The sequence below is a fragment of the Mycobacterium sp. E1214 genome, from assembly GCF_001666755.1.
In the GTDB taxonomy this organism is placed as follows: domain Bacteria; phylum Actinomycetota; class Actinomycetes; order Mycobacteriales; family Mycobacteriaceae; genus Mycobacterium.
In genome coordinates this window covers 90,559-106,544 of the sequence record NZ_LZJC01000140.1, presented here as the reverse complement: position 1 = coordinate 106,544, position 15,986 = coordinate 90,559, and the positions used below count along the sequence as shown (strand labels likewise).

Here is a 15,986-nt window from a genome sequence, read left to right as displayed (position 1 = left end):
TTCAAGGAGGAGATCCACGCCGGGCTCAAGACCGGGACGATCCGCTCGATGGGCGGCACCGGCGGAGTGGTTACCGCCGCGGGTCTGGTGTTCGCGTTCACCATGGCGTCCATGCTGGGCAGTGATCTGAAGGTGCTGGGCCAGTTCGGCTCGACCGTCTGCATCGGCCTGCTGCTGGACACGCTGGTGGTGCGCACCCTGTTGATGCCGTCGATCGCCACCCTGCTGGGCCGGTGGTTCTGGTGGCCGCAGGTGGTGCACCCGCGCGGTAACCACTCCGCCGGTGCCGCCCATCGAGCGGATCGTCCCGGTCTTGAGCCCGGCGTGGATCTCCTCCTTGAACCGCGACACCAGCAGCAGGTTGTAGTCGGAGCCGACGGCCAACAGGATGATGACCGAGAGCGCCGCCACGATCCAGTGGATCTTGAGGCCCACCAGGTCCTGCCAGATCAGCACCGACAAGCCGAACGACGCGGCGATCGAGCTGGCGGCGGTGCCGACGATGACCACCGCGGCCACCACGCTGCGGGTCAGGATCAACATGATCATGAAGATCAGCGTCAGGGCGGACAGCACGGCGATCATCAAGTCGTACTTCTCGCCGTCGGCCATGTCCTTGAACGTCGCGGCGGTTCCACCGAGGTAGACCTTGGCGTCCGACAGCGACGACATCTTCAGCGCCTCCTGGGCGGCCACCCGTTCGGCGTCGACACGCGCGATGCCCTCCGGGCTCATCGGGTCACCCTGGTGGGTGACGAAGAAGCGCGCCGACTTGCCGTCCGGCGACAAGAACATTCGCAGACCCGTCTGGAAGTCCGGGTTTTGGAACGCCTCCGGGGGCAGGTAGAACAGGTCGTCGTTCTTGGACTGGTCGAAGCTTTGACCCATCACGATCGCGGTGTTGCTCAACGCGTCCATCTGGTCGAGCATCGCCTTGAACGTCTGGTACATCGTCAGGGTCAGGCCGTGGGTGATCTTCAGCGAGTTGATCATCGACGGAATCAGCACCAGCATCTCGTGCGTCGCCGCGGCGGTACGGGTGATGTCGTCGGACAGGATGTGGAACTGCCCGGCCAGGTCGTCGAAACCGTCGAGGGAGTCCCACAACGACCGCAGCGACCAGCAGATCGGGATGTCGAAGCAGTGCTTCTCCCAGTAGAAGTACGACTTGATCGGCCGGAAGAAATCGTCGAAATCGGCGATGTGGTTCCGCAATTCGTCGGTGATCTCCGACGTCTCCCTGGTGGTCTTGGCGCTGTCGTCGGCGGCGTTGGCCAGGTCCTGCGTCACCCGGTACATCCGCTCGGTGGTGCCGATCATGGTCTGCATCTCGTCGGCCATCTTGAGGATGTCGCCCATCCGGTCCTTGAGGAACTGCATGTTCTGCATCGTCGTCTGGCTTTGCATGCTGTTCTGGAACGGTATGGAGCTGTGCTGAATCGGGATGCCCAACGGCCGGGTGATGTCCTGGATCATCGCGATGCCGATGGTTCGCAGGACGTTGCGGGCGACCTTGTCCAGCACCAACATGTCGGCGGGGTTGCGCATGTCGTGGTCGGCGTCGACCATCAGCAGATCCGGGTTCATCCGGGCCTGGGAGAAGTGCCGGTCGGCGGCGGCCTGCCCGACGTTCGACGGCGCCGATTCCGGCAGATAATAGCGGTCGTTGTAGCTGGTCTTGAAGCTGGGCAACACCACCATGCCGACCAGGACGACGGCGCCGCTGACGGCCAAAATCGGTGCGGGCCAACGAACGACCGCGATGCCGACCCGACGCCACAGCCCCGTCCGCTTGGCCGCGCCCCTGGGCTCGAAGCGGTGAAACCGGCTGCCCAGGAAGACGACGGCCGGACCGAGCGTGAGGCCGGCCAGGACGACGACGAGCATGCCGATCGCCACGGGCGCGCCCATGGTGTTGAACCACGGCAACCGCGCGAAGCTCAGGCAGTAGGTGGCGCCGGCGATCGTGAGACCGGACCCCAGGATCACCGGGGCGACACTCTTGAAGGTGGTGTAGTAAGCGCTTTCGGGGTCCTCACCGGCTTGGCGCGCCTCCTGGTAGCGACCGACGAGGAAAATGCCGTAGTCCGTCGCGGCGGCGATCGCCAGCATCGTGAGGATATTGGCGGCGAACGTGGTGAGCCCGAAGACGTCGTTGTACCCGAGGAGCGCGACCACACCCCGCGAGCAGGCCAGCCCGACGAAGGTCATGAACAGCTGGATCAGCGTCGTCGAAATGGACCGGTAGACCAACAAGAGCATGATCGCGATGGCGGCCAGCGTGAACAACGTGATCTTGGCCAGGCTGTCATTGCCGATCAGGTGCATGTCGTCGGACAGGGCGGCCGGGCCGGTCACGTAGGCCTTCACCCCGGGGGGCGCCTGGGTGTGTTCGATCACCTTGCGGACGGCCTCGACGGAGTCGTTGGCCAGCGTCGTGCCCTGGTTGCCGGCGAGGTTGATCTGCGTGTACGACGCCTTGGCGTCGGCGCTCTGCGCGCCGGCCGCTGTCAGCCGGTCGCCCCAGAAGTCCTGGATGTGCTGGATGTGCTTCGGGTCCTGGCGCAGCTTGCGGATCAGCTCGTCGTAGTACTTGTGCGCGTCGGGGCCCAGCGGCTGCTGACCCTCGATCACGATCATCACCGTGCTGTTGGAGTCGAACTCGTGAAAGTTGTGCCCCATCAACATCATCGCCTTCATCGAAGGCGCGTCGAGCGGGGTCATCGGAGCCGAGTGCATCTCGCTGACCGTCTCGAGCGGGGGAATGAGGACGTTCACCAGCACCGTGACGGCGACCCAGCCGATGATGATGGGCACCGCGAAGATGCGGATCATGTGCGGCAGGAAGGGGCGGTGGCCGCGTTCGGGCTTGCCGCCGTCGGCGGTCCTGATAGGACCCGTGTCGTCGGCGCTCAGGTCGCGGTGGCTGCCGATCTTGTTGTTGATGTCGGTCATGCGGACTTCACCAGGCAGAAGGTCTGGGCGTTGTGCCCCGCGGACTGTTGATGTTCTCGCTCGATTCCGTCGACGGTGATCTTGCAACTGATCTCATCGGCGTCGGCCTGCGCCATGATGTTGGCGCTCACCGACGGCAACGTGGTCGAGATCGTGACCTGCCACGGCAGCGGGGCCCCGTTGACCTGGTGCGTGTTCGCGTCGGCGTCCCAGTAGTTGATATTGGCCGTGCTGCCGGGCGGCCCGGCGATCTCGTACACGACGACCTTGGGGTTGAACTGCACGATCTCGATGCCCGCGCCGGCGTTGGCGTTGAGGTCCTTGGAGCCGAAGACCTTGTGAAGCCGGGACACCCCCACCGCGGAGATGCTGAGAACCACCACCAACACCAGGGGGATCCACGCCCGCTTGAGTCCGCGCGTGAGCACGCCGGAACGTGAGCCTGATTTCGAACCAGCCACTGCCCGACCGCCTTTCACCGCCCGCCGGCCTCGCACGCGTATTGCGAGAACCCGCCATCGCCGCTGACGACACCCGTTGTCACCGAAACATTTGCTCGGCTAAGCACTCTAAACCTTAGTGCACGGGGGCGTTCCTCCGGGGCGCGTTAGTGTGGCGGACGCCATAGCGTCATGGGGCCGCCACCCGCCCGGTGACCGGCGGCAGGTCGGCCAGGGTCGCGATCCCGGGGGCGGCGGCCACCACCGCGGGCACCGCGTTGGTCACCGGCATGGCGGTGTAAATCATGCCCAGACCCATGAAGCCGGGCTCCGACCAGTCTTTGGGGGGCAGGCAGTGCAACACCGTGCGCATGTTGGGCAGGCCGAACACCTGGATCACGTGCCCGTGCTCGAGCGGCTTGGGCGGCTCGACGTGATTGCCCATGGTCCAGTTGAACCCGACGCTGACGACGTTGCGGTCGCCCTGCCAGCCGCGGTGGTAGCCGTAGACGCCGCCGACGGTGCCCGCGGGGATGGTCATGAAGCCCAGGTCGGAATCGGCGGTGGCCGCGGTGAACGTCACGTCGAACGTCATCCGGTCCAGCGTGGCCCCGATCGCGTCGGCCATCATGGCCGCGGATTCGGCGAACACCTCGCTTTCCCGACGCACGTTCTCGGCGAGCCCCGGGGTGTCGGGATCCTGCGAAAAGCCCATGGCCCTCTGAGTTTCCGCCGATTCGTAAGTCGAGCAGTCCACCGACTCGGTGATGCGGATCTCGTCGACGCGCTCACACGAGGCCGACAGCACCATGCCGACCATGTTGGTCATGCCCGGGTGGGCGCCGCTGCCGAAGATCGTCGACTCGCCGCGCTTGCAGGCATCCAGGATGCGCTCGCGGTCTTGCGGCGACTGCTTGCCGCCGGTGATCCAGGCCGCGCTGGTGCACACGTTGACACCCGATTCCAGCAACCGCACCAACTCGTCGACGCTGGGCCACAACGGGTTGTAGCAGCAGGCGTCGGCGCCCAACGCGATCAGCGCGTCGACGTCGTTGGTGGCCTGGACGCCGGTCGGTTCCGGCCAGCCGGACAGCTCGGCGGCGTCGACGCCCACCTTGTCCGCGCCGTGGGCGTAGACACCGACCAATTCCATGTCGGGCCTGCCGATGATGGCGTGCAGTGAACGCCGCCCGATGTTGCCGGTGGTCCACTGGATGACCCGTAGCGGACGGTCTGTGCTGGTGATGCTCATCGCGGCTCCTTTGACGTGAGTGAGGCTGGCGTGACGGGGGCTACTCGCTGATGTCGAACCCGGCGATGACCTTGGTGGGACGCACACGCACCACCAGTTCGCCGGGCACGGCGTTGCGGCGGCCGAACTCCTCGGCCCGATCCGCACCCATATACCGGCCGGCGATGCGCGTCGCGGTGCTCAGCAACTCTTGGGGATCGTCGGTCAGGGTCGCCACGCCCTGCACCTGGACGAAGGAGAACGGCGGGTGCGGGTCGTCGACGCAGAGGGTCACCCGCGAATCCCGGTACAGGGCACGGCCTTTCGCCGAGTCGCGGCCGGTGTTGAACACCACCTGGTCGTCGTCGACGATGATCCACACCGGCGCGACGAGCGGCCGCCCGTCGGCGGCGAGGTAGCCGAGCATGCCGGTGCGGGTGCCCGCGCTCAGGAACTCGACGACCTTCGCCGACAGCTTCGGCGGCTCGGCCACGCGCTACAGCCTCGCCAGGTCGTAGTCGCCCAGGTGATCGATCAGGTTGTGCAGGTGGTCACTGGACGTGCCGAGCGTGTGCTCGATCGCGGTGAGCCGGGCCGCGTAGTGGGCGACGGGGTATTCCGCGGTCACGCCGATCCCGCCGTGCAGCTGCACCGCTTCCTGCGCGATGTGCCGGCCCGAGCGGCCGATCTGCAGCTTGGCGCGCGAGGCGATGACGGGGTCGAGGTTGCCGTCGGCGATCGACATCGCCGCGTACAGGCCCATGCTGCGCGCCAGTTCCAGCGAGACGTACATGTCGGCGGCGCGCTGGGTGAGCGCCTGGAACTTGCTGAGCGTGACGCCGAACTGCTTGCGCGTCTTGAGGTAATCGGTGGTCAGGCGCAGCGCCTCCTCCATCGCGCCGACCGCCTCCGAGCACAGCCCCGACTGGATGCGGATGGTGGCGTCGCGGATGGCGCGCGACGCGTCCTGGCCCGCTCCGAGGGGTTGCGCCGCCGCCTTGTCCAGATCGATCTGGGCTCCGCGCTGGCCATCGAACGTCGGGTAGGGGTGGCGGGTGACCGCGTCGGCGGCGGCGTCGACCAGGAACAGGCCGGTGCCGCCGTCGGGCAGCGCCGCGCTGACCACCAGGGTGTCGGCGCTGTCGCCGGCCAGCACGGGGTTCTTGCGCCCGCTGACGGTCCACGAATCACCTTGTCGCTCAGCGCGAGTCGCCAGGCCATCGGCTTGCGGCCGACGCGGCTCCAGGTGCGCGAACGCCAGCAGCCGCTGCCCGGCGGCCACCTCGTCGAGCAGTTCCTTGTCCGCGTCGGTGCCCAGTTCGGCGATCAGCGAACCGGGGCCCAGCGCGGCGTGCAGGATCGGCTCGGGGGCCAACCGCCGCCCGACTTCGATGAGCACGACGCTGATCTCGTTCTGGCCCGCCTCTTCCGGGTCGAAGCCCAGCCCGAGGATCCCGGTGTCGGCCAATTGGCTCCACACCTCGCGGCTCCAACCGAGGTCGGAGGAGATGATCTTGTTGCGGGTTTCCGGGTCGTAGGTGCGGGACAGGAGCTCGCGCGTGGTGTCGCGCAGCAGCGCCTGCTCGTCGCTCAGCTGAAAGTCCATGGCTGCCTCACAATCCCAGAATGGTGGACGAGATGATGTTGCGCTGCACTTCGCTGCTGCCGCCGTATATCGACGTCTTGCGATAGTTCAGGTAGTGCGGCGCGCTGTGTTGCGCCCACGCCGGCGACGCGATGTCCGCCCCGTCGGCGGGCAGCGCGTCCGGGCCGGCGACCTCGACCAGCAGTTCGGTGGCCACCTGCTGCAGTTCGCTGCCGCGCAGTTTGAGCACCGACGAGGCCGGGTTGGGCTTGCCGTCCGACGAGCTGGACACCACCCGTGACTGCGTGAGTTCGAGTGCCAGCAACTCGTTTTCGGCCTCGGCGAGCCGGGCCGCGAACAACGGATCGGCCAGCAGGCCGGTGGCGGCGGCGTGCTTTTTCACCTCGGCGAGACGCACCTTGGTCCGGCCGACACCGGCGATCCCGGTGCGTTCGTTGCCCAGCAGGAACTTCGCGTAGGTCCAGCCTTGATTCTCTTCCCCGACAAGCTGATTCGCCGGAACCCGGACGTCGGAGAAGAACACCTCGTTGACCTCGTGGCCGCCGTCGATCGTCTTGATCGGCCGCATCGTCACGCCCGGCGTCTTCACGTCGAAGAGCAGGAACGAGATCCCGGCCTGCTTCTTGGGGGCGTCGGGGTCGGTACGCACCAGGCAGAAGATCCAGTCCGCGTACTGCCCCAGCGTGGTCCAGGTCTTCTGCCCGTTGACGACGTAGCTGTCGCCGTCACGGACCGCGGTGGTGCGCAGCGAGGCGAGGTCCGAGCCCGCCTCCGGCTCGGAGAATCCCTGGCACCACCAGATGTCGAGGCTGGCCGTCGGCGGCAGGAAGCGCTCCTTGATCTCCTGCGAGCCGAACTCGGCGATGACGGGGCCGACCATCTTGGTGTTGAAGTTCAGCGGTTCGGGGACGCACGCCAATTGCATCTCGTCGGCCCAGATCTGGTGCTGAGTGGGTGTCCAGTCCTTGCCGCCCCATTCGACCGGCCAATTGGGCACGGCGAGCCCGTGCTCGTGCAGGATCTTGTGGCTGGTGACGATGTCCTCGTGGTTCACCTCCGCCGAGCCCGAACGCACCCGCTGGCGCACCTCTTCGGGGATCTTGGTGGTGTAGAAGGTGCGAAGTTCGTCGCGGAACGCGGCTTCCTCCGGTGTGAGTGCCAATTGCATGGCGGCCTCCTTTGCCTGGTGGTGAACGTGGTGACCCCGCGAAAGTGACGCGCGTCTCCAGTTCCTCGCTCCATCTTGACTCATCGGTAACCGCGCTTGTACACAGCCTCCGGTTAGTCCACAGCAGGGCGCCGGGACGCCGTCGGACGCGCGGATGACGACGGGCGGCGGGCCTACCGTCGGGCCATGCGAACGGAACTTCCCGCCGAGCGGCTGCAGCGCCGGCTCGGCGCCGAGCCGGACCTCGACGTCCGGTCCGCGGCCCCCGACCCGGCACCCGGTGACGGTGATGACCCCGCGTCCGAGGACGAAGGAGACGACCAGGATTCGCTGCTGCCGCGGTGGCTTCCGGAAGTGTCCGACGGCCGCGGCTGGGCGGCGCGGTTGCGCGCCGACCCGGGGCGGGCGGGCGCCATCGGGCTGGCGATCGTCGCGGCGCTCGCCGTGCTGGTGACCGTCTTCACGGTGCTGCGAGACCGGCCGGCGCCGGTGATGTCGGCCAAACTGCCGCCGGTGGAGAAGGCGTCGACGGCCGGCCCGCGCCCGTCGCCCAGCGCCGGACCGGCCGCCCCGGACCGGCCGGTGGTGGTCAGCGTGGTCGGCCTGGTGCACAGCCCCGGGCTGGTCACCCTGGCGCCCGGCGCGCGCATCGCCGACGCCCTGCAGGCCGCCGGCGGCGCCGTCACCGGCGCGGACACCATCGGGCTGAACATGGCCCGCCCGCTCGACGACGGCGAGCAGATCGTCGTCGGCGTGGCCCCCGCGCCCGGACAGCCGGCCGGGCTCGGCAGCTCCGTAGCCTCCGGACCCGCGTCCAACCGCACGCCCACGCACGCGCCGCCGAGCACCGCGCCGGGGTCGGGCCCCGCGAAGGCCAAGCCGGGGGAGGCGGTTGACCTGAACACCGCCACCGTGGCGCAGCTGGACGCGCTGCCCGGCGTGGGACCGGTCACCGCCGCGGCGATCGTGGCGTGGCGGCAGACCAACGGCAAGTTCACCAGCGTCGACCAGCTCGCCGACGTCGACGGCATCGGCCCCGCGCGGCTGGAGAAGCTGCGCGCCCTGGTCCGTGTCTGATCGCGATGTCCCCGACCGGGTCTGGCGCCTCACCCGTGGCGCCGGTCGACGTGCGCCTGGTGCCGGCCGCGCTGACCTGTTGGGTCGTCACCGCCGCCGGGATCCGCTGGCCGGTGGGCCGGACCCTGGCGTGGTGCTGCCTCGTCCTGGCGGCGCTGGCCGGTGCGTGGGCATGGCACGACGCGCGCCGGCCGGGGGCGGGCGGGCGGTGGGCGGCGATCAGCGCGGGGCTGGTCGCGATCGGTGTGGTGGGCGCCGGCTTCGGCATGGCGATCGCGCTGCGGGCCGACGCGGTGAGCCACCATGCGATCACCGCCGAGTACGGCCAGGCCGTACCGGTGACGCTGACCCCTACCGAGAGTGCGGCGCCGGTGGGGCGGGGCCGCGTCATGTTCAGGGCCAGCCTGCAGCGGGTGCGCGAAGCCCGAATGTCGGGCCGGGTGGTCGTTTTCGCCCGCGCCCCGGACTTCGGCACCGACGAGGTGATGGTCGGCCGACCGCTGCGGTTCACCGCCCGGATCGGCCGGCCCAGCCGCCATGACCTGACGGTGGCCCAGCTCACCGCGACGGGCCGGCCCACCGCCGGCACCGCGGCGCCGGTGCAGCGGGCCGCGCACGCCGTCCGAACCCGGTTCGCCGCCGCCGTCCGCGCCGTCCTGCCGGCCGAGCAGGCCGCGTTGCTGCCGGCGCTGGTGCTCGGCGACACCTCCGCCGTCGACGCCGCCACCGGCCGCGACTTCCGCGCGGCCGGGATGACCCACTTGATGGCGGTGTCGGGCGCCAACGTGACGATCGTGTGCGGGGCCGTGCTGTTCTCGGCCCGGTTACTCGGCCCGCGGCCCGCGGTCGTGCTCGCCGCGCTGGCGCTGGCCGCGTTCGTTGTCGTTGTGCAGCCGTCGGCGAGCGTCCTGCGGGCGGCCGTCATGGGCGCCGTCGCGTTGGCGGGCATGCTCACGTCGCGGCGGCGGCAGGCCGTCCCCGCCCTGTGCGCGACGGTGCTGCTGTTGCTGGCCGTCGCCCCGCAGTTGGCCGTCGACGTGGGCTTTGCGCTGTCGGTGGTCGCGACGGCCGCGCTGATCGTCGTCGCGCCCGCCTGGTCGCGGCGCCTCGTCACCCGCGGCTTACCGAAACCGCTGGCCGACGCGCTCGCCGTCGCCTGCGCCGCCCAGGTGGTGACCGCGCCGCTGGTGGCCGGCATCTCCGGACGCTTCTCCGTGGTGGCGGCCGGCGCCAACCTGGCCGCCGCGCCCGTGATCGCGCCGATCACGGTGCTGGGCACCGCGGCGGCGCTGTGCCCGTTCTGGCCGGGCGGGGCGGCGGCGTTGATCCGCTTCACCGGCCCGGAGCTGTGGTGGGTGCGCGGGGTCGCCCGATGGGCGGCCGGGGTGCCGGCCGCGACGCTGCCCGTGCCGCCCGGCACGGCCGGGGTGCTGCTGGTCGGCGCGCTGACCGTGCTGCTCGCCGCGGCCACCCGCCTGCTGTGGTCCCGGCGGTGGTATCGCCGCGCCGTCGCGACCGCCGCGGTGGTCGCCGCGCTCTGCCCACCGGCTTGGTCGTTGGCCGCGCTGCTCGATCCGGCCCGCGTCTGAGGCGGTCCGGGCAGCAGCCGGTTCGGCCGAGTCGGTGGGCCGTGACACCATCGTGGGGTGAGCGAGCTTGCGCCGTTGCACCTGGTCCTGGGAGACGAGGAATTGCTGGTCGAACGGGCGGTGTCCGAGGTGTTGCGGTCGGCGGCGCGCCACGGCGGCGGTGACCTCGGCACCAACAATGTGCCGGTCAACCGGATGCGGGCCGGCGACGTCAGCACCTACGAGCTTGCCGAACTGCTGAGCCCGTCGCTGTTCGCCGACGAGCGCATCGTCGTCCTGGAGGCCGCCGCCGAGGCGGGCAAGGACGCCGTTGCGATGATCGTCGAGGCCGCGAAGGACCTGCCGTCCGGCACGGTCCTGGTCGTGGTCCACTCCGGTGGCGGGCGCGCCAAGGCCATGGCCGGCGAGCTGCAGAAGTTGGGCGCCGTCGTGCATCCGTGCGCGCGGGTCACCAAGGCCTCCGAGCGCGTCGACTTCGTCCGCAAGGAATTCCGCGCGCTGCGGGTCAAGGTTGACGAGGAGACGGTGACCGCCCTGCTCGACGCCGTCGGCTCCGATCTGCGGGAACTCGCCTCGGCGTGCTCCCAGCTGGTGGCGGACACCGGCGGGGCGGTCGACGCCGCCGCCGTCCGGCGCTATCACAGCGGCAAGGCCGAGGTGAAGGGGTTCGACATCGCCGACAAGGCGGTCGCCGGGGACGTCGCCGGGGCCACCGAGGCGCTGCGCTGGGCGATGCTGCGCGGCGAGCCGCTGGTGGTGCTGGCCGACGCTCTGGCCGAGGCGATACACACCATCGGCCGGGTCGGCCCGCTCTCGGGGGATCCGTACCGGCTGGCCTCGCAACTGGGGATGCCGCCGTGGCGGGTGCAGAAGGCCCAGAAGCAGGCCCGCTTCTGGTCGCGGGAATCGGTGGCGAGCGCGATGAAAGTGGTGGCGGCGCTCAACGCCAACGTCAAGGGAGCCGTGGTGGACGCCGACTACGCGCTGGAATCCGCGGTCCGGCAGGTCGCCGAGTTGGCCGCCCACCGCACTCGGTGAGCGGCCGAGGGCAACCTCAGAGCTTGTTGAGGGCCTGCGCCAACGCCGACTTCTTGTTGGCGGCCTGGTTCTTGTGAATGACGCCCTTGCTGGCCGCCTTGTCCAGCTTGCGGTTGGTGGACACCAGCAGCTCGGCGGCCTTGTCCTTGTCCCCGGAATGGGCGGCCTCGCGGAACGCGCGAACGGCCGTCCGCAGCGACGACTTCACCGACTTGTTGCGCAGGCGGGCGCGCTCGTTGGTGCGGTTGCGCTTCTGCTGCGACTTGATGTTGGCCACGCTGGAGTTCCTTCTTCGGTCAAATTTGGTCAGGCATCGGGGTCACGCTCAGGTATGGCGCTGGAAATCACCACAGCGACTGCCCAGGTTAGCAGTCGGTTACGTTTTCTCCCAAAAGGGGAACACGGCGGTTGCCATGTCGTCGACCTGAGGCAGCATCTGAACAGTGAGTCTTACCAACCAGCTTGAGGAAACCGAGCGGGGGCTTCGGGCTGCGCGTTCTGAGCGCATCTTCGGCGGCTACAACGGGGCGGCGGACGCCTACGCCCTCGCTTTCGACGAGATGTTCGACGCCCAGGGCGCCGTGCGCGGTCCGTACAAGGGGATCTACGCCGAGCTCGCACCGTCGGACGCCTCCGAGCTGGAGGCCCGCGCCGAGGCGCTGGCCCGCGCGTTCATCGACCAGGGCATCACGTTCTCCCTGTCGGGCCAGGAGCGGCCGTTCCCGCTGGACCTGGTGCCCCGGGTCATCTCCGCGGCCGAATGGAACCGGCTCGAGCGCGGCATCGTCCAACGTGTCAAAGCCCTCGAGCTGTACCTCGACGACATCTACGGCGACCAGGAAATCCTCAACGACGGTGTCATCCCGCGCCGCCTGATCACATCGTGCGAGCATTTCCACCGCCAGGCCGTCGGCATCGTCCCGCCCAACGGTGTGCGCATCCACGTCGCCGGCATCGACCTCATCAAGGACGAAAAGGGTGTCTGGCGGGTCCTCGAGGACAACCTGCGCTCCCCGTCGGGGGTGTCCTATGTCATGGAGAACCGGCGCACCATGGCGCGCGTCTTCCCCAACCTGTTCGCCAGCCACCGGGTCCGCGCGGTCGACGACTACGCGTCGCACCTGCTGCGGGCCCTGCGCAACTCGGCGGCCACCAACGAGGCCGACCCGACCGTGGTGGTGCTGACCCCGGGGGTCTACAACTCGGCGTACTTCGAGCATTCGCTGCTGGCCCGCCAGATGGGCGTCGAGCTGGTCGAAGGCCGCGACATGTTCTGCCGCGACAACCAGGTCTACATGCGCACCACCGAGGGGGAGCGGCAGGTCGACGTCATCTATCGGCGCATCGACGACGCGTTCCTGGACCCGCTGCAGTTCCGGGCCGATTCGGTGCTGGGGGTGGCAGGCCTGGTCAACGCCGCCCGCGCCGGCAACGTGGTCATCTCCAGCTCCATCGGCAACGGGGTGGGCGACGACAAGCTGGTCTACACCTACGTGCCCACCATGATCGAGTACTACCTGGGCGAGAAGCCGCTGCTGGCCAACGTCGAGACGTACCGCTGCTGGCTGGAGGACGAACGCGAAGAGGTGCTCGACCGCATCGACGAGCTGGTGCTCAAGCCGGTCGAGGGGTCCGGCGGCTACGGCATCGTGTTCGGCCCCGACGCCTCCGAGAAGGAACTCGCCGCCGTCGCCAAGAAGGTGCGCGACGACCCGCGGAGCTGGATCGCGCAGCCCATGATGGAGCTGTCGACCGTGCCGACGCAGATCGGCAGCGAGTTGGCGCCGCGCTACGTCGACCTGCGGCCGTTCGCGGTGAACGACGGCGAGGACGTGTGGGTTCTACCCGGCGGGCTGACCCGCGTGGCGTTGGTCGAGGGCTCGCGGGTGGTCAACTCCAGCCAGGGCGGCGGCTCGAAGGACACCTGGGTACTGGCCCCGCGCGCGGCGGCCGGCGACCGCGAACTCGGCGCCGCCGAGGTGGTGCGATCGCTGCCGACCTCGATGGCCGAACCCGAGCCCGAGGAGCCGGTGCGGTCGTCGCACCAGCAGCCGCTGCAGACCGAGCAGCCGCAGGACGACCCGAAACAAAAGCGCCGCCAGCGTCAGCAACAACAGCAGCGCCAACAACAGCAAGGCCAACAACAAAGGCAACAGCAACGACAACGGCAGAGGCAGGTCCGCTGATGCTGGCCCGAAACGCCGAGGCGCTGTTCTGGATTGGCCGCTACGTGGAGCGCGCGGACGACACCGCGCGCATCCTGGACGTGGTTTTGCACCAACTGCTCGAAGACTCCAGCGTCGACCCGGACCAGGCGTCGCGGCTGCTGCTGCGGGTGCTGGGCATCGAACCCCCCGACCACCACCTGGACGTCTGGTCGCTGACCGACCTGGTCGCCTACAACACCAACACTCGCGGCGGCAGCTCGATCGTCGACGCGATCACGGCGGCCCGTGAGAACGCCAAGTCCGCCCGCGAGGTGACGTCCAGCGAGATCTGGGAATGCCTCAACACCACCTACAATGCGCTACCCGAACGGGAGCGGGCCGCCAAACGCCTTGGGCCGCACGAGTTCCTGTCATTCATCGAGGGCCGCGCGGCGATGTTCGCCGGCCTGGCCGACTCGACGCTGTCGCGCGACGACGGCTACCGGTTCATGGTGCTGGGCCGCGCGATCGAGCGCGTCGACATGACCGTGCGGCTGCTGCTCTCCCGGGTGGGGGACAGCGCGTCGTCCCCGGCCTGGGTGACCCTACTGCGCTCGGCGGGGGCGCACGACACCTACCTGCGCACCTACCGCGGCGTGTTGGACGCGGCCCGGGTGGTCGAATTCATGTTGCTGGACAGGCTGTTTCCGCGCTCGGTGTTCTACTCGCTGCGGCTGGCCGAACACAACCTCGAAGAGCTCCTGCACAACCGGCCCAGCCGGATCGGCGCGACGGCCGAGGCGCAGCGGCTGCTCGGGCAGGCGCGCAGCGAGCTCGAATTCGTCCACCCTGGCGTGCTGCTGGAGTCGTTGGAGAGCCGCTTGGCCGGCCTGCAGCGCACCTGCCGCGACGTCGGGGAAGCGTTGTCGCTGCAGTACTTTCACGTCACGCCCTGGGTGGCGTGGTCGGACGCCACCCGCCGCACCCCGCTGGCCGCCGGAAAGGCGGACGCCTGATGTGGAGATTGCGGGTCGTGCACACCACCGGCTACGCCTACCAGTCGCCGGTGACCGCGTCCTACAACGAGGCCCGGCTGACGCCCCGCTCGACCGGCCGGCAAAACGTCGTCCTGAACCGCGTCGAGACCATTCCCGCCACCCGGTCGTATCGCTACGTCGATTACTGGGGCACCGCGGTGACGGCGTTCGACCTGCACGCGCCGCACACCGACCTCACGGTGATGTCGTCCTCCGTCGTGGAGACCGAGCGGCCCGAGCCGGTGCAGGCCGACATCGGGTGGGACGAACTGCGCACCGACGCCGTCATCGATCGCTATGACGAGCTGTTGCGACCCACCGAGCACACGCCGGCCAGCAAGCGGGTCGTCTCGGTGGCCAAGAAACTGACCAAGAGTTGCCAGCCGGCCGAAGCGGTTGTGGCCGTGGCCAATTGGGTCCGCAACGAGCTCGAATACCTGCCGGGCACCACCAGCGTGCACTCATCAGGCCTGGACGCGCTGAAGGCCGGCAAGGGTGTGTGCCAGGACTTCGTGCACCTATCGCTGATGTTGTTGCGCGCCAGCGGAATTCCGTCCCGTTACGTGTCCGGATACCTGCACCCCAAGGCCGACGCGGTCGTCGGGGACACCGTCGACGGGCGCAGCCACGCCTGGATCGAGGCGTGGACGGGTGAGTGGTGGAGCTATGACCCGACCAACGCCACCACGATCACCGAGCAGTACGTCAGCGTCGGCGAGGGCCGCGACTACGCCGACGTGTCCCCGCTGAAAGGCATCTACTCCGGTGAGGGCGCGACCGACCTCGACGTGATCGTGGAGGTCACCCGGCTGGCGTAGCCGCGCTCTGCGGGCGCGCCTCGACCTGCACGCGGTGCAGGTCGTCGCCGAGTTCGACGCGGCCGTCGAAGGCGGTGGCCGCCAGCGCGCGCCACTGGTCCTCCTGGCCCGGAACCAGCGCCGGCACGTAATGGGTCAGGACGAGCGTGCCTACGCCCGCGCGGGCGGCGGTGGCGGCCGCCTCCTCGACCGAGGAGTGGTAGTCGCAGATGTCGCGCAGCCGCTGCTGGGGGATGGCGGAGATCAGGTCCTTGCGGACGACGGTGTGCACCAACGCGCCGGCACCGGCGGCCAGCCGGTCCAGCCCGGCGCAGGGGACGGTGTCGCCGGCCAGCACCGCCGACGCCTCGCCGTGCTCGACGCGGAACCCGAGCGTGGGGGCCACCGGTCGGTGATCGGTCGGGCCGACCCGAATCGTCACGCCGTCGCGGTCCCAAACCGGCCCCTCGGTGTGTTCGTGGACCTGCACCGCCGGCGGCCCGGTCAGGTCGGCGTGGTGTGCCAGCCGGTAACCGATGTCGTGGCGAAACGCCTCGAGCGTGGCCTGCACCGCCTCGGCGGTGCCGGGCGGGCCGATGATCGGCAACGGCGCGGGGTCGGGCGTGAACGTGCTGATCCACCGCGTGATGAGGACGTCGCCCAGGTCGCCGATGTGGTCGCTGTGCAGATGGGTGAGCAGCAGCGCCGACAGGCCGGCCGCGCCCACGCCGACCGCGGCCGCGCGCTGCAGCACACCGCGGCCGCAGTCCACCAGGAACACCTGGCCACCCGCTCGGACGAGCGTCGACGGCCCGGCGCGGCGCGGATCGGGAATGGGGCTTCCGGTGCCCAGCAAAACGATCTCGATCATGGCCCTCATCTTGCAGCCGGGGCCGCTGCC

At 69.4% G+C, this 15,986-nt stretch carries 13 protein-coding genes and 2 pseudogenes; 7 read left to right on the top strand and 8 right to left on the bottom strand.

The genetic code is table 11. The annotated features are described in order from the left end of the window. Window positions 1–48 precede the first annotated feature (48 nt). A pseudogene (locus A5700_RS27315) lies at window positions 49–195 on the top strand (MMPL family transporter); the annotation flags it as partial. Between the two features lie 69 nt (window positions 196–264). On the opposite strand, the pseudogene A5700_RS27050 reads toward A5700_RS27315, so the two are convergent. The 6 genes and pseudogenes from A5700_RS27050 to A5700_RS19830 all read right to left on the bottom strand — a co-directional run. After that, a pseudogene (locus tag A5700_RS27050) lies at window positions 265–2,955 on the bottom strand (RND family transporter); the annotation flags it as partial. Further along, a complete protein-coding gene (locus tag A5700_RS19850; protein WP_231973754.1) occupies window positions 2,952–3,383 on the bottom strand; it encodes an MmpS family transport accessory protein in 432 nt (143 codons plus the stop codon). The pseudogene A5700_RS27050 and the gene A5700_RS19850, both read right to left, overlap by 4 nt. Window positions 3,384–3,585: 202 nt before the next feature. Next, window positions 3,586–4,647: a dihydrodipicolinate reductase gene (locus A5700_RS19845; RefSeq protein ID WP_068068440.1), complete on the bottom strand. Its 1,062-nt coding sequence runs from the start codon at window positions 4,645–4,647 to the stop codon at window positions 3,586–3,588. Between the two features lie 40 nt (window positions 4,648–4,687). After that, window positions 4,688–5,119 carry a PPOX class F420-dependent oxidoreductase gene (locus tag A5700_RS19840; RefSeq protein ID WP_082960416.1) on the bottom strand — a complete coding sequence of 144 codons (432 nt, stop codon included), beginning with the start codon at window positions 5,117–5,119 and terminating at the stop codon, window positions 4,688–4,690. Between the two features lie 3 nt (window positions 5,120–5,122). Continuing rightward, window positions 5,123–6,232, bottom strand: a complete 1,110-nt coding sequence (locus A5700_RS19835; protein WP_068068444.1) for an acyl-CoA dehydrogenase family protein — start codon at window positions 6,230–6,232, stop codon at window positions 5,123–5,125. 7 nt (window positions 6,233–6,239) lie between these two features. Continuing rightward, complete coding sequence (locus A5700_RS19830) at window positions 6,240–7,400, bottom strand: acyl-CoA dehydrogenase family protein (protein WP_068068447.1); 1,161 nt, start codon at window positions 7,398–7,400, stop codon at window positions 6,240–6,242. Between the two features lie 186 nt (window positions 7,401–7,586). Between A5700_RS19830 and A5700_RS19825 the strand changes: the two genes are divergently transcribed. The 3 genes from A5700_RS19825 (at window position 7,587) to holA (ending at window position 11,104) form a co-directional block, all read left to right on the top strand. Further along, window positions 7,587–8,477: a ComEA family DNA-binding protein gene (locus A5700_RS19825; RefSeq protein ID WP_068068450.1), complete on the top strand. Its 891-nt coding sequence runs from the start codon at window positions 7,587–7,589 to the stop codon at window positions 8,475–8,477. 5 nt (window positions 8,478–8,482) lie between these two features. Continuing rightward, window positions 8,483–10,066 (top strand): ComEC/Rec2 family competence protein, encoded by a 1,584-nt coding sequence (locus A5700_RS19820; protein ID WP_068068455.1) that lies wholly within the window; start codon window positions 8,483–8,485, stop codon window positions 10,064–10,066. A gap of 75 nt (window positions 10,067–10,141) precedes the next feature. Continuing rightward, complete coding sequence (gene holA, locus A5700_RS19815; protein WP_156671310.1) at window positions 10,142–11,104, top strand: DNA polymerase III subunit delta; 963 nt, start codon at window positions 10,142–10,144, stop codon at window positions 11,102–11,104. A 16-nt stretch (window positions 11,105–11,120) separates the two neighbouring features. On the opposite strand, the gene rpsT is transcribed toward holA, so the two are convergent. Beyond that, window positions 11,121–11,381, bottom strand: a complete 261-nt coding sequence (gene rpsT, locus A5700_RS19810; RefSeq protein WP_068068461.1) for a 30S ribosomal protein S20 — start codon at window positions 11,379–11,381, stop codon at window positions 11,121–11,123. A 166-nt stretch (window positions 11,382–11,547) separates the two neighbouring features. On the opposite strand from rpsT, the gene A5700_RS19805 reads away from it, so the two are divergent. Genes A5700_RS19805 through A5700_RS19795 form a run of 3 tightly spaced genes read left to right on the top strand, consistent with a single transcriptional unit; the run spans window position 11,548 to window position 15,106 of the window. Beyond that, window positions 11,548–13,290 carry a circularly permuted type 2 ATP-grasp protein gene (locus A5700_RS19805; protein WP_068068464.1) on the top strand — a complete coding sequence of 581 codons (1,743 nt, stop codon included), beginning with the start codon at window positions 11,548–11,550 and terminating at the stop codon, window positions 13,288–13,290. After that, complete coding sequence (locus A5700_RS19800; RefSeq protein ID WP_068068467.1) at window positions 13,290–14,267, top strand: alpha-E domain-containing protein; 978 nt, start codon at window positions 13,290–13,292, stop codon at window positions 14,265–14,267. The genes A5700_RS19805 and A5700_RS19800 overlap by 1 nt, the downstream gene beginning before the upstream one ends. Next, window positions 14,267–15,106, top strand: coding sequence for a transglutaminase family protein (locus A5700_RS19795; RefSeq protein ID WP_068068543.1), 840 nt, complete (start codon window positions 14,267–14,269; stop codon window positions 15,104–15,106). Before A5700_RS19800 ends, A5700_RS19795 begins: the two co-directional genes overlap by 1 nt. Here A5700_RS19795 and A5700_RS19790 read toward each other — a convergent pair. After that, on the bottom strand, window positions 15,090–15,956 hold the full coding sequence (locus A5700_RS19790) for a ribonuclease Z (protein WP_068068469.1): 867 nt from the start codon (window positions 15,954–15,956) through the stop codon (window positions 15,090–15,092). The genes A5700_RS19795 and A5700_RS19790 overlap by 17 nt on opposite strands. Window positions 15,957–15,986 lie beyond the last annotated feature (30 nt).

Coding starts and splice junctions, on each gene's coding strand:
- A5700_RS19830 (WP_068068447.1), bottom strand. CDS start 7,400: ATGCAATTGGCACTCACACCGGAGGAAGCCGCGTTCCGCGACGAACTT.
- A5700_RS19825 (WP_068068450.1), top strand. CDS start 7,587: ATGCGAACGGAACTTCCCGCCGAGCGGCTGCAGCGCCGGCTCGGCGCC.
- A5700_RS19820 (WP_068068455.1), top strand. CDS start 8,483: ATGTCCCCGACCGGGTCTGGCGCCTCACCCGTGGCGCCGGTCGACGTG.
- A5700_RS19800 (WP_068068467.1), top strand. CDS start 13,290: ATGCTGGCCCGAAACGCCGAGGCGCTGTTCTGGATTGGCCGCTACGTG.
- A5700_RS19795 (WP_068068543.1), top strand. CDS start 14,267: ATGTGGAGATTGCGGGTCGTGCACACCACCGGCTACGCCTACCAGTCG.
- A5700_RS19835 (WP_068068444.1), bottom strand. CDS start 6,232: ATGGACTTTCAGCTGAGCGACGAGCAGGCGCTGCTGCGCGACACCACG.
- A5700_RS19845 (WP_068068440.1), bottom strand. CDS start 4,647: ATGAGCATCACCAGCACAGACCGTCCGCTACGGGTCATCCAGTGGACC.
- A5700_RS19790 (WP_068068469.1), bottom strand. CDS start 15,956: ATGATCGAGATCGTTTTGCTGGGCACCGGAAGCCCCATTCCCGATCCG.